We start from the raw sequence: 15,525 nt of genomic DNA, 5'->3' as shown, positions 1-15,525 counted from the left end.
GATCCAGCGTTCTCCGGCACCGGAACCCTGCCATGCCCGCGTCGAGGCTCTCACCTCATGCAGGCGAAGGCAGGGACTCGGTGACCTCACGGATCGCGTCCATCAACGCCCGCGCTGCGGGCGTATGCAGGCTGGCGGTACGGTAGGTCAGGCCTATCGCGCGGGTCGTCTGCTTCAGCGGCCACGCGAGGATGCGCAGGTCTCCCGCCCGGATTTCCTCGTCGAGCTGGTGCGCCGACACCGCCGCCAGCATGTCCGAGCGCAGCAGCAGACCGCGGATGATCGCCAGGTCACCGCTCTCCACCACCGGCCAGGGCGCAGCCATGCCGGCACCCGCAAAGCATGTCTCGAGCAGTTGCCGCGCCGGCGTGTTGGCCCGCGGCAGCACCCAACGCGCATGTAGCAGGTCGCTCGGCTGCACCACGGCCCCTAGAAGCGGATGGCCAGCACGCGCCAGAATCACCATTTCCTCGGTCAACAGCGCCTCACCATGCAGATCGCTTGCATAGGCGGCCGGGCGGAGCGCGCCAAAGATGAAGTCCAGGTCGCCCGCGCGCAGCTCAGTCGCCAATAGGTCGAACGGACTCTCGTTGGTCGCGACCTGCACACCGGGGTGGGCCGAGGTGAGCCGTACGATCGCTTCGGGCAGGATGCGCGTGCGCCCCAGCGGTAGCGAACCGATGTTGACCAGCCCGCGCAGGGCGCCCTGTAGCGCCGCAAGGTCGCCATCGATGTGCCGCAGCTCGTTCAGCGCGCGACGGATCGGGAAGAGGATGTCGAGGCTCGCGCGCGTTGGCTGCAGACCCCGTGGCGTTCGTTCGAACAGACGCGCACCACAGCCATCCTCGAGCACCTTGAGCGCCGCGCTGACCGCCGGCTGGCTAAGCCCGAACAGGCTCGCCACCGTTTGCATGTGGTGAGTTTCGCAGAGCTTGACGAACAGCTGCAGGCGTCGCGCCTGGTAGAGGTACAGCGGCTCGGTGAGCCGTGCGGTCTCGATGCCGAGGTGCAGCGGCACGCTTTCGAGCTCGGTCAGTACCCGATGGGCGCGTGGCAGCACACGACTGCCTGGGTCGGTCAGGCGCATACCGTTGGCGTGCCGCTCGAACAAGGTGACGCCCAGCCGTGCTTCAAGATCGGCGATGGCGCGGGTCACCACCGATTGCGCGCGATAGAGCGCTCCAGAGGCCTTCGACACGCTGCCATGTTCGGCTACTCGGACGAATGCGCGCACCTGCATCAGGTTCGGAAGTTCATGAATCATAGGGCTCGAGATCCCTCAAGGCGGCGGACGGCGCCACTATGCCGCCATACGCACAGGCCGGGCAATAAATAAAAGGTATGGGGCGAGCCGTCTATTGCATTACAACGCCGCGGCGCCTGGTGACATGCTTTTCGCACTCTAAGAGGAGCCACTCACCATGTCGCAACAACAAAAAACCGCCCTCGTCGTCAGCGCACATTCGGCCGATTTCGTCTGGCGTGCCGGCGGCGCCATCGCCAAGCACGTCCAGCAAGGCTATGCCATGCACATCGTTTGCCTGTCCTTCGGCGAGCGGGGCGAATCCGCCAAGCTGTGGCGCAAGGGCGAGATGACCGAAGAGAAGGTCAAGACGGCCCGTCGCCAGGAAGCCCAAGCCGCTGCTGACATTCTGGGTGCCAGCGTTGAGTTCTTCGACATCGGCGACTACCCGATGCGCGCCGACACCGACGTGCTGTTCCGCCTGGCCGATGTGTTCCGCCGCGTACAGCCGGAATTCGTCCTCAGCCACTCGATGAAGGACCCCTACAACTACGACCATCCGCTGGCCATGAACCTGACGCAGGAGGCCCGCATCATCGCCCAAGCCGAAGGCTACAAGCCGGGCGAGAAGATCGTCGCCGCGCCGCCGGTCTATGCATTCGAGCCGCATCAGCCCGAGCAGTGCGAGTGGCGCCCGGACACCTTCCTCGACATCACCGACGTCTGGGACAAGAAGTACGCCGCCATCCAGTGCATGGCCGGCCAGGAGCACCTCTGGGAGTACTACACCCGCGTCGCCCTGCAGCGCGGCGTGCAGGCCAAGCGCAACATCGGCATCACCGCCAGCAAGAACATCATCTATGCGGAAGGCTTCCAGAGCGTCTTCCCACGCGTCACGGAGAACCTGGCATGAGCGGGCTGATCGGCAAAACCGGCGTGGTGGTACGCAACATCGAGCGCGCCGAGCGTAATCTGATCGACGAGCTGGGGCGCTACGGCGTCGCCACCGTACACGAGGCTCAAGGCCGCAAGGGTCTGCTCGCGTCGAACATCCGCCCGATCCAGCAGAGCGTCTCGCTGGCCGGCTCGGCCATCACCGTGCTGGTTGCGCCCGGCGACAACTGGATGTTCCACGTCGCGGTCGAACAGTGCCGCCCCGGCGATCTGCTGGTCGTTGCGCCGAGCTCGCCTTGCACTGACGGCTATTTCGGCGACTTGCTCGCCACCTCGCTCAAGGCCCGTGCCGTTCGCGCGCTGGTGATCGATGCGGGCGTGCGCGACACCCACACGCTGCGTGAGATGGGCTTCCCGGTGTGGTCCGCGGCGGTCAATGCCCAAGGCACCGTGAAGGAAACCCTCGGCTCGGTGAACCTGCCGCTGATCTGCGGTGGGCAATTGATTAACCCGGGCGATGTGGTCGTTGCCGACGATGATGGCGTGGTCGTGGTACGCCGTGGCGAAGTCGCCCAGGTGGTTGACGCCACGCGCAAGCGCGCCGACGCCGAGGAAGCCAAGCGCATTCGCCTGTCCAAGGGTGAACTGGGCCTGGACATCTACAACATGCGCCCGCGCTTGGCGGAAAAGGGCCTGCGCTACGTCGACCACCTCGACGAGCTGGAAAGCTGATATGCGCCAGACCCGCATCCCCTGTTTGCAGATGCGGGGAGGCACCTCCAAGGGTGCCTATTTCCTCGCATCGGATCTGCCGGACGACCCGGTCCAGCGTGATGCCGTGCTGCTCGCCGTCATGGGCTCGCCCGATGCGCGGCAGATTGACGGCATTGGCGGTGCCGACTCGCTGACCAGCAAGGTCGCCATCATCCGCCCGTCCAGGCGTGACGATGCCGACGTCGACTACCTGTTCGCCCAGGTGGTAGTCGCCGAGCCGCGCGTGGACTACGGCCAGAACTGCGGCAATATCCTCGCCGGTGTCGGCCCCTTTGCCATCGAGCGCGGCTTGGTGGCGGTGCGCGGCGACGAGACGCCCGTGCGCATTTTCATGGAAAACACCGGCCAGATCGCCGTGGCGCACGTGCCGACACCGAATGGTGCCGTCCGCTATGACGGCGACACCCTCATCGACGGCGTACCGGGCGGCGCCGCACCGCTGGTGATCGAGTTCGAGGACGTCGCCGGCTCCAGCTGCGGCGCCCTGCTGCCGACTGGCAATCCGTCCGACACCTTCGATGGCGTCGAGGTGACCTGCATCGATAACGGCATGCCGGTAGTACTGCTGCGCGCTGAGGATCTCGGCATCAGCGGCTATGAGGCGCCCGACGCGCTGAACGCGAACGCCGAGCTCAAGGCACGCGTGGAATCGATCCGCCTGCAGGCCGGCCCACGGATGAACCTGGGCGACGTCAGCACGCGCACTGTACCGAAGATGTGCCTGGTCGCGCCGCCGCGTGAGGGCGGCGCCATCAGTACCCGCACCTTCATCCCGCACCGCTGCCACGCGTCGATCGGCGTGTTCGGCGCGGTGAGTGCGGCCAGCGCTTGCCTGGTCGAAGGGTCAGTAGCCGCCGCGATTGCCCAGGCCGGCTCAGGCAGCCGCAGGCGGCTGTCTGTCGAACACCCCACCGGGGAATTCACTGTCGAGCTGCGTCTGCTGAATGGTCAATTGGCTGGCTGCGGCTTGGTGCGCACGGCGCGACTGTTATTCGACGGCGTAGTCTGCGTCCCTGGCAGGGTGTGGTCGGGCCACGTTCGGTCAAGCAGTGAACCGTCGGACCGCGACCAAACGAACTGAGGAGGTCATCGCATGAAGCTCAACGCCATCGGGCTGATCGGTTTCGGCGAAGCCGGCGGCATTCTCGCGCAGGATCTAGCCAAGCTAGGCCTTGCAGTTCAGGTCTACGACCGTCTTCTGGACGATCCGTCCGCCCGAGACGAACTGGTCGCCAAGGCCGAACGGCTCGGCGTCAGATTGTGTGATAGCGCCGCCGAGGCAGTGAGCGGCGTGCCGCTGGTGATCAGCGCAGTCACCGCCGGCAATGCGCTGGCCGTGGCGACAACCGCTGCAGCGGCACTGCAGCCAGGCCAGCTTTTCATGGACATCAATTCGGTCGCGCCGGCCACCAAGCAGGCTGCCGCTGAAGGCATTGAGGCCGGCGGCGCCGGGTACATTGACGCCGCGGTCATGGCGCCCGTGCCGCCGCAACGGTTGAAAACACCCATCCTGCTTGGTGGCGCCGCGGCGGTCGAACTCTCGGCTGAACTCAACGCGCTCGGTTTCGCTACCCGCGTGGTGTCTGAGCAGGTCGGCGTCGCCTCGGCGATCAAGATGTGCCGCAGTGTGATGATCAAGGGTCTCGAGGCCCTGACCACCGAAAGCCTGCGCACCGCTCGCCACTACGGCGCGGAGTCCGAAGTCCTGGCCTCGCTGCACAAGAGCTTTCCCTCGATGGGCTGGGACGGCGACCTGCCGCACTATCTCATTAGCCGGGTTGCCGAACACGGCCGCCGGCGCGCCGAGGAAATGGAGGAAGTTGCCGAGACCGTGCGTGCCGCCGGGCTCGAACCTCACATGAGCGAGGCCATCGTGCAGACCCAGCGCGGACTGGTCGAGGCGATCGCCGCGCTAGGGTTGCGCTACGCAGACCTCGAACCGTTCGACTGGACCGAGCTCGACGCCAGGCTGCATGACGGCTAAAGCAGCCTGCCGACGTGCATAAACAGAAAGCATGGCCGCTCCGCTGTTATGAATTGTTCGACGATAAAGGCTGCGTGACACCATCGGAACCGAACACTTAGCGGTACTGCAGGGCTGCGCATCGCGCCGTCCCGCAGGGCCGGGTCTGAACGACGGGCGAGGCCCGCATCGGGAAGATTCAAAAACAACAACAAAAGGAAATCGCAATGTCCAACTGGTCCAAGAGATTGCTTGCGCTCGTCGTTGCCACCACCATCGGCCAAGCCGCCCAGGCGGCCGACCCGGAAGTGACGCTGAAGATCCATCACCAACTGCCCGCCCACTCCGTCACCCAGGCGAACCTGCTGGAACCGTGGGCAAAGAAGATCACCGAGGAGTCGGACGGTCGAATCCAGTTCCAGTTCTATCCGTCGATGCAGCTCGGCGGGACCCCACCGCAACTGGTCGACCAGGTGCGTGACGGCGTCGCCGACATCATCTGGGCGCTGCCTGGCTACAACAGTGGCCGCTTCCCGCTGATTTCCGCCTTCGAACAGCCGTTCATGAGCCGCTCCGCCGAAGCCAGCAGCCAGGCGATGTGGGAGTTCGTGCAGAAGCACGGGCAGAAGGAATTCGAGGGCATGCACCTGCTGGCCACGCACGTGACCGATGGCGCGCTGATCCACACCACCAGCAAGCCGATCAAGAAGATGGCGGACTTCCGCGGCAAGAAGATCCGCGCCGCCAACCGCACCTCGACCAAGCTGATCGCGTTGCTCGGCGGCACCCCGGTGGCCATGCCGGTGCCACAGATTCCTGAAGCCCTGTCAAAGGGCGTGGTCGATGGCGCCATCGTGCCGTGGGACGTAGTCCCCGCACTCAAGTTACACGAGCTGGTGAACTACCACACCGAGATGGCCGCTGATCAGCCGGCGCTGATGTACACCACCATCATTATTGCGATGAACCCAGCGGTGTACGACAAGCTTCCTGACGACCTGAAAAAGATCATCGACGACAACAGCGGGCTGGCCTTGTCCCGCCAGGCGGGTCGCCTGTTCGACACCCAGGTGGTCGAGACCGGCCATGCCCTGGCCAAGAAGCAAGGCAACGAAATCTACGTGCTGCCCGCTGACGAGCAGCAAAAGTGGATGAAGGTTGCCGAGCGACTGGACAAGGACTGGATCGAGGAAGTCGAGGGCAAGGGCTACGACAACGGTGCCGCCCTGCTCCAGGACGCCCGCGACTTGGTCAAGAAGTACAGCCAGTAATCTATCGAGGCCGCGCCGGGTTCTCCGGCGCGCAGCCCTGCGGAGATCCCCATGAGTGAACCCGTACTCCAGGCGCCTGCCTTGCCTGAAGGTGCGTTCGGCCGCCTGCTCGACCTGTTGTCGCGCCTGTTGGCCTTCGTCGGTGGCCTGTTGCTGGTTGCCATGACGCTAATGGCCACCTACAGCATCGCCATGCGCGCCTTGTTCGATGAGCCGCTGCTTGGCGATGTCGAGCTGGTGCAGATGGGCTGCGGCATCGCCATCGTCTTCTTCCTGCCGCTGTGCCAGTTGCGCCGCGGCAACGTCATTGTCGATGTCTTCACCCTGCATGCGCCCGAGGGCGTGCGCCGGGGTCTGGATGCGCTCGGCGGGGTGCTGATGGCACTGGCCGCCGCGCTCTTGGCTTGGCGCTCGGTGATCGGCACGCTCGATGCCTACGGCACCGGCGAGGAGTCGATCATCATGGGCTTGCCGATCTGGTGGTCGATGACCGCCTTTGCGCCGGGCTTTGCGTTGTTGGCGGTGGTGGCGTTGTACACCGCCTGGCAGGATTTTCGTGGTGAGGGCAAGCCCGCATGAGCAGTGTTGAAATCGGCGGGCTGTTTCTCGCCATCCTTCTGGTTCTCCTGGTGGTGCGCATCCCGATCGCCATCGCCATGCTGCTGACGGGTGTCGGTGGCTACGTCGCGATCAGCGGCTGGGCGCCGCTGTTGAGCTACCTGAAAACGGTTGCCTACGCGCGCTTCACGGTCTACGACCTGTCGGTGATTCCGCTGTTTCTGCTGATGGGCCAGTTCGCCTCGCGCGGCGGCCTTGCCAGCGGCCTGTTCCGCGCGGCGGCGGCGATGATAGGTCACTGGCGCGGCGGCCTCGCCATGTCGGCGGTCGGCTCCTGCGCGGCGTTCGGCGCGGTCTGCGGCTCGTCGATCGCCACCGCGGCGACCATGGGCCAAGTCGCCCTTCCGGAGCTGAAGAAGTACAACTACTCCGGCTCGCTGGCCGTCGGCTGCCTGGCCGCCGGCGGCACTCTGGGCATCCTCATCCCGCCGTCGGTGGTATTGGTGATCTACGCCATCCTCGCGCAGGAGAACATCTCGGCGCTGTTCATGGCCGCGTTCATTCCGGGGGTTCTCGCCGCCATCGGCTACATGATCGCCATCGCCGTCTACGTGCGGATGAACCCCGACGCCGGCCCCGCTCAACCCCGGATGACCTGGCGCCAGCGCCTGGCCGCGCAGCGCGGCGTGTGGCCGGTGTTCCTGATCTTCGTGCTGGTGCTCGGTGGTATCTACAGCGGCTGGTTCACCCCCACCGAGGCGGCGGCGATCGGCACTGTGGGCACCGGCTTCTTTGCCGTGGTGCTCGGCGGCATGCGCTGGGGCCAGTTCAAGGAGGTGCTCTACGGTACGGCGGTGACCACCGCGATGATCTTCATGATCCTGCTCGGCGCCGACATCATGAACGCCTTCCTCGCCCTCTCGCAGTTGCCGGTGGCGCTGGCCGAGGCCATTACCAACAGCGGCGTCGGGCCCTTCGTGGTGCTTGCCGGGATCCTGATCCTGTACCTGATCCTCGGCTGCGTGATGGACACCATGTCGATGATCCTGCTGACCATCCCGATCTTCTTCCCGCTGATCATGGGCCTGGATTTCTACGGCCTGGATCAGACCGAGAAGGCCATCTGGTTTGGCATCCTCGCCTTGATGGTGGTGGAGATCGGCATGATCACTCCGCCGGTGGGCATGAACGTCTACGTGATCAGCAGCATGGCCCGCGACGTGAGCCTGCGCGACGCCTTCCGCGGCGTGGTGCCCTTCCTGATCTCCGACGTGGTGCGCGTGGTGATCCTGGTGCTCTTCCCGTCTATCACGCTGTGCCTGGTGCGCTGGCTGAATTGATTACCGCACCCGCGGCTGCAACACGCCCGGCCATGGCACCGAACCGCGGCCGGGCACCTTCGACACCTTCACCAACAAAAAGGGAAACAACAACAATGAAGCGTCCAACCCTCCAGCAACTGACCGCCCCGAGCCTGCTCGCCCTTGCCGTCGCCGCCAGCAGCGCGCCGCTGGCCCACGCCGAAGGCTTTATCAACGACACCAAGGCAAGCGTCACCGCGCGCAACTTCTACATCGGCCGCGAGTTCCGCGACGACGCGATCGACGACCGCTCCAAGGCCGAAGAATGGACCCAGAGTTTCATCCTCAACGTTCAGTCCGGCTACACCCCGGGCCCGGTCGGCTTCGGTGTCGACGTGCTGGCGGGGCTTTCCGTCAAGCTCGACGGCGGCCGCGGCACCTACGGCACCGCCCTGCTGCCGCGCCATACTGACGGCCGCCCGGCCGATGACTACGGCCGCTTCGGTGTCGCCGCCAAGGCCAAGTTCTCCAACACCGAGCTGAAGGTCGGCGAGATGATGCCGGTGCTGCCGATCCTGCGCTCGGACGACGGCCGCTCGCTGCCGCAGACCTTCCGGGGCGGCATGGTCACCTCCAAGGAAATCGACGGCCTGACGCTCTACGGCGGCCAGTTCCGCCAGAACAGCCCGCGCGACGACGCCAGCATGGAAGACATGAGCTTCGCCGGTGGCACCTCCGATCGCTTCAATTTCGTCGGCGGCGAGTACGCCTTCAACGACAAGCGCACCACCGTCGGCCTCTGGACCGCGGAGCTGAAGGACGTCTACGAGCAGCAATACGTACAGTTGCTGCACGTGCAGCCGCTGGGCGACGACCTGGCCCTGACCGCCAACATTGGCTATTTCCAGGGCGAGGACGACGGCAGCGCGCGTGCCGGCAACCTGGACAACAAGACCTACTCCGGCCTGTTCGGCCTCAGGACCGGCGGCAACACCTTCTACGTCGGCCTGCAGAAGATCAGCGGCGACACCTGGATGCGCGTCAATGGCACCAGCGGCGGCACCCTCGCCAACGACAGCTTCAACAACAGTTACGAGTATGCCGAAGAGCGCTCCTGGCAGCTGCGCCACGACTACAACTTCGCCGCCGTCGGCATCCCCGGCCTGACCCTGATGAACCGTTACATCAGCGGCGACAACATCCGCACTGCCACCACAGACGACGCCGAAGAGTGGGGCCGCGAAACCGAACTGGCGTACACCATCCAGAGCGGCCCGGCAAAGAACCTCAACCTCAAGTGGCGTAACTCGAGCTACCGCTCCGAGGTCAACACCCGAGACCTGGACGAGAACCGCCTCATCATCCAGTACCCGTTGTCGATCCTGTAAAACCGCGTCACCGCTGCTCCCTTCATACGCGCCCTCTCCTGCGCGTGATGCTCGTTTGGCCCGTCGATGACGGGCCTTTTTTTATTTATGCCTGCGCGCTAAAGCCCAACTGCAAGGCCGTCGCCGTAAACATTCGGTGGCGCGGTCATCTAATGTCACGCCCATCACAAAGTCCGAGCACCGCCGGCAGATGAGGGAACCTGGCGCCTCTGCGCGAATCGTCTAAGTAATAACGCGACAGCCTCGCAAGCCAGTACGGAGCTGATGATGCCTACCACCTACAACATGGCCTTGGTGAGCCTGTCCATTCTCATCGCCATCGCTGGCTCCTTCACGGCGCTCGACCTGGCCAGCCGCGCACGCGCCTCGACCGGCTGGATTCACAATGCCTGGCTGTGCTCGGCGGCCGTCTCGATGGGCGGCAGCATCTGGTCGATGCACTTCGTCGGGATGCTCGCGTTCGGCATGCCTGGCATGGAAATCCGATACGACCTGGCGCTGACACTATGGTCGCTAGTGGTGCCAATCGCCGTAACGGCCATCAGCTTCTTCGCCGTGAGCCATCAGGGCGTGAATCGCCGGACGCTAAGCGTGGGAGGGCTGTTCATGGGGCTGGGGATCGGTTCGATGCATTACATGGGCATGGCCGCCATGACGATGCATGCCGAACTGTCCTACGACCGGCTGTGGGTGGCCATTTCCTTTCTGATCGCCATCGGTGCAGCCACCGTTGCACTCTGGCTGTCCGCCCAGGGCCGGCGGCTGATGCTGCAAGCGGTATCGGCTGTGGCGATGGGGTTCGCCGTGTCCGGCATGCACTACACGGCGATGGCCGGCGCACGCTTTACACCGCTGCACGACGCCATGCCCGCACCGCCCGGTAGCGGCCTCGACCTATTGACGCTGGCCCTGTCGGTTGCGGGGTTGACCTTCATCGTGCTGTTCTTCGGACTGGCCGCTTCGATGCATGACAGGCGCATGGCCGCGATTAGCGAGCGAGAGGCCGCAGCCTTGCGTCAGAGCGAGGCGCGTTTTCGCGAGCTCTACAGCAAGACGCCCCTACCCCTGCATGCGCTGGACCAGGAAGGGCGTCTGGAGTCGGTCAGCGATGCCTGGCTCGCCCTCTTGGGGTATCGACGAGAGGACGTCCTTGGCCGCCCGCTGATCAACTTCATGACCGAGCGTTCCGCTCGCCAATTGCTCACTCAGGATTGGCCTCAATTGCTCGAACGCGGCGAGTGCCTCGATGCCGAGTACCGTCTCGTGGCCCGCGCCGGCGCGTTCATCGACGTACTCGCCTCCACCCGGCTCGAGCACACTACCGGTGGCCCGATCATCATCGGCGGGCTAGTGAACATCACCGAGCGCCGGCACGCCGAAGCGGCCCTTCGCCAAGCCCAAAAGCTCGAGGCGATCGGCAAGCTCACCGGGGGCATCGCGCATGATTTCAACAATCTGCTCGCCGTAATTGGCGGCAACCTCGAACTGCTGCGCAAACGCTTGCCGAGCGACACGGGTCCGCGTGCCGGTAGCCTGATCGAAAACGCCCTGCTCGCCACGCAGCGAGGCGCTGGCCTGGTGCAACGGATGCTGGCGTTCGCCCGCAAGCAGGACCTCAACCCCAGCTCCGTCCTGCTGCATGACGTGGTGCTGAACATGCGTGAATTGCTGCAGCGCTCGGTCACGGCCAATATCAGCATCGATACGCGATTCCCGCTCGGTTTGCCGCCAGCCTATGTCGACGCGAATCAGCTGGAGATGGTGCTGATCAACCTGGTGGTCAATGCCCGCGATGCGATGCCGAATGGCGGCAGCATCTGCATCGAAGGGCAGATGCGTACCGGTGAGCGGCCGACCCAGGAATTCGTCGCCCTGATCGTGCATGACACCGGTACGGGCATGAGCCCTGAAACAGCGAGCCGGGCGACCGAGCCGTTTTACACGACCAAAGGCCCCGGCGCGGGGACAGGCCTCGGCCTGTCGATGGCGCACGGGTTGGCTGAACAATCCGGTGGTCGCCTGGTAATCGACAGCACGCTGGGTGAGGGCACGACGATCGAGCTGTGGCTACCGATGGGTGTCGCTCAGGCCCCGGCTACTGCCGCCCCCGAACCGGCCGAGGTCTCACCGGCGCCCATCCCGGCCCTCGCCGTGCTCGTGGTGGACGATGACCCGCTGGTGCTCGCCAACACCACCGCACTGCTCGAGGATCTTGGGCATCGCGTCATGGCAGTGGACAGCGGCGAGGCGGCACTGGAACGGCTTCGCCAACCGCGAGCATTCGACCTGCTGATCACCGATCAAATGATGCCCGGCATGACCGGCACGCAGCTCGCAAGAATCGTCCAGGCCGAGCGGCCGAACCTGCCAATCTTGCTGGTCAGCGGCTTCGCCGAGCTGACGGAGGAAGGTCGCCGGCTGCATACGCTGGCAAAGCCCTTCACTCAACAGTCACTCACTGCCGCGCTGTATGAAACGCTTGGCCGCTCGAATGCGAACGTCGTGGTGCCGCTGCACACACGCCGCTGACGTAATTGAACGGGGGGATGAACCAGGGATGGGCCAGGTGAATACGCCGGCAAGGCACGGAGCCGATACGACCTCAGTCGCATCGGCTCCGTGTGACCTTACGTAAGGCTTAGCCCTTCTTTAGCGCCTCGCCAGAGCCGAGATCGGCACCGGTCATGGGGTCGGCGGAAATGTCGGACTGGGTCCGCACCGCCATTTGCTGCACGATCTTTTCCTGTTCCTTGGGCAGCTTCACGGTTGGCTTGCCGTCGCCACCGTCCACTGCCGGCTGTGGTGTCTCGACGAACTCCCATTCCGGGCCCTGGTTCCACGGCCCGCGCAGGTCGCCTTCACCCTGGGAAAGGTTGTAGTAGACGTTGGCGTATTGCGGCTCGCCCGGCAGCTTGCCTTGCGGAAAGTTGGGCTGAATGGAGTGCAGCGCCTTCTCGAAGGACTTCTGGTGAGCGATCTCCCGGGTCATCAAGAACTTCAGCGCATCCTTGATGCCTGGATCGTCGGTCACGTTGATCAGCCGTTCGTAGACGATCTTGGCGCGCGCCTCGGCAGCGATGTTCGAGCGCAGGTCCGCGGTGGGCTCGCCGATGGTGTCGACGTAGGCCGCAGTCCAAGGCACCCCACCTGAGTTGATCAACGGCACGCCGCCACCGTACAGCAGGGAGGTGATATGCGAGTCATTGCCGTTGCCGGTCAGCGAGCGATAAAGCTCGGCCTCCTCTTCGACCCCCTCTGCCATCTGGCCCTTGGCGCCCTTGTTGAGCATGCCGACGATGGAGCCGATCACTTCGAGGTGGCTGAGCTCCTCGGTGGCGATGTCCATCAACATGTCCTTACGACCTGGGTCATCCTCGGCGACGCCCTGGGTAAAATAGCGCATGGCTGCGGCGAGCTCGCCTTGCGGGCCGCCGAATTGCTCCAGCATCAGGTTGGCCAGGCCCGGGTTGGGCCCAGCCACTCGCACGGTGTATTGAAGCCGTTTGTTATGGACGAACATAGTTCACCTCTTAACGTGTGGACTTCCCTAAGTGAATGCCTCCTTGAACTTCTGCGCGGGCTGCTGCCTGCCTCTCGGCAAGCCGCCCGCCCTGTAAGGTGGATCGTCGAACTGGATGGCTGTCCGATTGAATTTGCCTATGCACGGCATCGTGCATGGCAATGGAATGTTTGCTCCGAGCCTGGGTCTGCACCGCCCGTCCACTCCACGAGTACGCGGTTAGGCTTAGCAAAGGTGAGCGAGCGGAACGTCTGCCAGTTGTGGGCATCTACTGTCAATTCCGACCGTTCAGGTGCCACCATGCCCCGTTTGATCTCGCCCCGCCTGCCCTGTCTCGCCGCCTTGTTGCTTGCCTCCATTGGCGCCATGTCTGCGCTGGCCGACACCCGTGAGACGCTGGGCTGGATTGAAGAAGGCCTAGTCATGCCGGAAAAAACTCGCGTCAAATTCAAGCTCGACACCGGGGCGCTCACCTCGTCCATGCACGCCGAGAACATCGAGCGCTTCGAACGGGACGGCGACGACTGGGTGCGCTTCACCCTGGAGCTCGAGGACATCGAGCGCGACAAGGAAGTCGAGACACGGCTGGAGCGCAAGGTCGTGCGGACAATCAAAGTCCGCGGTGCGGGCGGCGCTGAAGAACGGCCCGTCGTGATGATGAAGGTGTGCTTGGGCAACCGCATCCATGAAGCGCAGTTCTCGCTGAACGACCGCGACAAGATGAACTACCCGGTGCTCATCGGCCGCCGCCTGCTTGAAAACGTCGGGCCCGTCGACGCCGCGCGGACCTTTACCCGCGAGCCAAGCTGCAAGGCGGGCTGAGCCCGGGTCATCCATCGTCGGATTGCACCCCATCGGGAACCAGAACGGCGGTGAGGCAGCTCTGATGCGAAACATACCCTTCGCCAGGAGCTTGCCATGCACGACCGCCAACCGACCGCCGTCATCTGTGGAGCCACCGCGGGCGTAGGCCGAGCGACCGCCCTCCTCTTCGCCCGCAACGGTTATCGCGTTGCCCTGATCGCGCGCGGCACGGCGGGCTTGGCCGATACGGAAGCCGAACTGCACGCCCTGGGCGCAACGACCCTGGCGATTGCTGCGGACGTGGCCGACGCCGAGGCAATCGACCACGCCGCTGATCGGATCGAGACCGAACTGGGGCCGATCGAGGTATGGGTGAACGCCGCGATGGCCACCGTATTCGGCCCCGTGCAGAAGATAAGCGCCGCGGAATACAAACGGGTCACCGAGGTCACCTACCTGGGCTTCGTCCACGGCACCCTGGCCGCATTACGGCACATGCGCCCTCGCGATCGCGGCACCATCGTGCAAGTCGGCTCGGCCCTGTCCTACCGGGCCATCCCGCTGCAATCGGCCTATTGCGCGGCAAAATTCGCCATCCGCGGCTTCACCGATTCGCTGCGCTGCGAGCTGCTCCATGACCGGAGCCAGGTGCGCCTGACCATGGTGCAGCTGCCGGCGCACAACACGCCGCAATTCGACTGGTCACGCAACAAGATGAGCCGGCGCCCGCAGCCGGTCCCGCCGATCCATACGCCGGAAGTCGCCGCGCGCGCCATCCTGCGTGCCGCTAGGGAGGCGCCCCGAGAACTTTGGCTGGGGGGCGCCTCGTTCAAGGCGATCATCGGCAATCTGTTCATGCCTGGCCTGCTCGACCGGATGATGGCCAAGCAGGCCTGGGACGGGCAGATGACGGACGAGCCGGCTCATCGCGATCAGCCAGACAACCTCTTCGAGCCGGTCGAGGGTCTGCATCGCGTCGACGGACGTTTCGATGACGGGGTCAAGCACCACGCCACGGCGCTCAGCAGCGAGACAGTGGGCAAGCTGGCCGTTGCCGGCCTGGCTGCGGTGACGGCCGGGGCGGTGGCGCTTGTCGCCTCGATCGCACGGCGCGATCGGTACTAGGCCGTGCGCAACTCCTGACGCGCTTGACGGATCACCGCATAGCCTGCGGACAACGCGAGCCCAGCCATCACCAGCGCCACGGCAAGGTCCGGCCAGCTGGAGCCCGTACCGAACACGCCGGCCGCCGCGCCCATCACCGCGAGGTTACCCAGCGCGTCGTTTCGGCTGCACAGCCAGACGGAGCGCATATTCGCATCACCCTCGCGAAAGGCATACAGCATCAGCGCTACGGCCACGTTGGCCAGCAACGCCAGCGTGCCGATCACGCCCATGGTCAGGGGTTCGGGCAGCACGCCGGCGTGCAGCGACCATCCCGCGCGCGCCAGCACGAACACGCCGAATCCGAGCATGGTCACGCCCTTGAGCAACGCCGCGCGCGCACGCCAGACCAGCCCCATCGACAGCACTACGAGGGAGATGGCGTAGTTGGCTGCGTCGCCAGCGAAATCGATGGCATCGGCCAGCAGCGAGACCGACCCCGAGCGCAGGCCGCTAACGATTTCGACGCCGAACATCGCCAAGTTGATCACCAGTGCCACCCACAGCGCCTTGCGGAACGCAGGCCCGACAGCTGGCGTGGCGCACCCCGAATCACAGCATTTGGACGACATGAAGCACCCTCCTCGACTATAGTCCGCCAGATTGCACACCCTGGAGTCGCTCCAGGGTCAAGCCCCGGATCGG

General features: G+C 64.8%; 14 protein-coding genes. 11 read left to right on the top strand and 3 right to left on the bottom strand.

The window, feature by feature from the left end:
• Positions 1–55: 55 nt before the first annotated feature.
• Positions 56–1,264 carry a LysR family transcriptional regulator gene (locus M1D78_RS03365; protein WP_437422531.1) on the bottom strand — a complete coding sequence of 403 codons (1,209 nt, stop codon included), beginning with the start codon at positions 1,262–1,264 and terminating at the stop codon, positions 56–58.
• 157 nt (positions 1,265–1,421) lie between these two features.
• Between M1D78_RS03365 and galB the strand changes: the two genes are divergently transcribed.
• The 9 genes from galB (at position 1,422) to M1D78_RS03320 (ending at position 11,921) form a co-directional block, all read left to right on the top strand.
• Positions 1,422–2,156, top strand: coding sequence for a 4-oxalmesaconate hydratase (galB, locus tag M1D78_RS03360; protein WP_437422530.1), 735 nt, complete (start codon positions 1,422–1,424; stop codon positions 2,154–2,156).
• A complete protein-coding gene (locus tag M1D78_RS03355; RefSeq protein WP_437422529.1) occupies positions 2,153–2,869 on the top strand; it encodes a 4-carboxy-4-hydroxy-2-oxoadipate aldolase/oxaloacetate decarboxylase in 717 nt (238 codons plus the stop codon). The genes galB and M1D78_RS03355 overlap by 4 nt, the downstream gene beginning before the upstream one ends.
• Position 2,870: 1 nt before the next feature.
• Positions 2,871–3,992, top strand: a complete 1,122-nt coding sequence (locus M1D78_RS03350) for a 4-oxalomesaconate tautomerase (protein WP_437422528.1) — start codon at positions 2,871–2,873, stop codon at positions 3,990–3,992.
• A 12-nt stretch (positions 3,993–4,004) separates the two neighbouring features.
• Positions 4,005–4,895, top strand: a complete 891-nt coding sequence (locus M1D78_RS03345; protein ID WP_437422527.1) for an NAD(P)-dependent oxidoreductase — start codon at positions 4,005–4,007, stop codon at positions 4,893–4,895.
• 206 nt (positions 4,896–5,101) lie between these two features.
• Positions 5,102–6,145, top strand: coding sequence for a TRAP transporter substrate-binding protein (locus M1D78_RS03340; RefSeq protein WP_437422526.1), 1,044 nt, complete (start codon positions 5,102–5,104; stop codon positions 6,143–6,145).
• Positions 6,146–6,196: 51 nt separating this feature from the next.
• Positions 6,197–6,724, top strand: coding sequence for a TRAP transporter small permease (locus tag M1D78_RS03335; RefSeq protein ID WP_437422525.1), 528 nt, complete (start codon positions 6,197–6,199; stop codon positions 6,722–6,724).
• Positions 6,721–8,043, top strand: a complete 1,323-nt coding sequence (locus tag M1D78_RS03330; RefSeq protein WP_457932860.1) for a TRAP transporter large permease — start codon at positions 6,721–6,723, stop codon at positions 8,041–8,043. Before M1D78_RS03335 ends, M1D78_RS03330 begins: the two co-directional genes overlap by 4 nt.
• Before the next feature lie 95 nt (positions 8,044–8,138).
• Positions 8,139–9,392, top strand: coding sequence for an OprD family porin (locus M1D78_RS03325; protein WP_437421991.1), 1,254 nt, complete (start codon positions 8,139–8,141; stop codon positions 9,390–9,392).
• 267 nt (positions 9,393–9,659) lie between these two features.
• Positions 9,660–11,921: an MHYT domain-containing protein gene (locus M1D78_RS03320; protein WP_437421992.1), complete on the top strand. Its 2,262-nt coding sequence runs from the start codon at positions 9,660–9,662 to the stop codon at positions 11,919–11,921.
• A 109-nt stretch (positions 11,922–12,030) separates the two neighbouring features.
• On the opposite strand, the gene M1D78_RS03315 is transcribed toward M1D78_RS03320, so the two are convergent.
• Complete coding sequence (locus tag M1D78_RS03315) at positions 12,031–12,912, bottom strand: manganese catalase family protein (RefSeq protein WP_437421993.1); 882 nt, start codon at positions 12,910–12,912, stop codon at positions 12,031–12,033.
• A gap of 300 nt (positions 12,913–13,212) precedes the next feature.
• Here M1D78_RS03315 and rloA3 point away from each other — a divergent pair, with 300 nt between their 5' ends.
• Both rloA3 and M1D78_RS03305 read left to right on the top strand, forming a co-directional pair.
• A complete protein-coding gene (rloA3, locus tag M1D78_RS03310; RefSeq protein ID WP_437421994.1) occupies positions 13,213–13,734 on the top strand; it encodes a retropepsin-like aspartic peptidase RloA3 in 522 nt (173 codons plus the stop codon).
• A gap of 96 nt (positions 13,735–13,830) precedes the next feature.
• Positions 13,831–14,841 (top strand): SDR family oxidoreductase, encoded by a 1,011-nt coding sequence (locus M1D78_RS03305; protein ID WP_437421995.1) that lies wholly within the window; start codon positions 13,831–13,833, stop codon positions 14,839–14,841.
• On the opposite strand, the gene M1D78_RS03300 is transcribed toward M1D78_RS03305, so the two are convergent.
• Entirely contained in the window at positions 14,838–15,452 is a 615-nt protein-coding gene (locus M1D78_RS03300) for a cation transporter (RefSeq protein ID WP_437421996.1), read from the bottom strand. The genes M1D78_RS03305 and M1D78_RS03300 overlap by 4 nt on opposite strands.
• Positions 15,453–15,525: the final 73 nt, after the last annotated feature.

This window comes from Pseudomonas sp. SA195, assembly GCF_054131565.1.
This window is presented reverse-complemented; position numbering and strand designations above follow the sequence as displayed.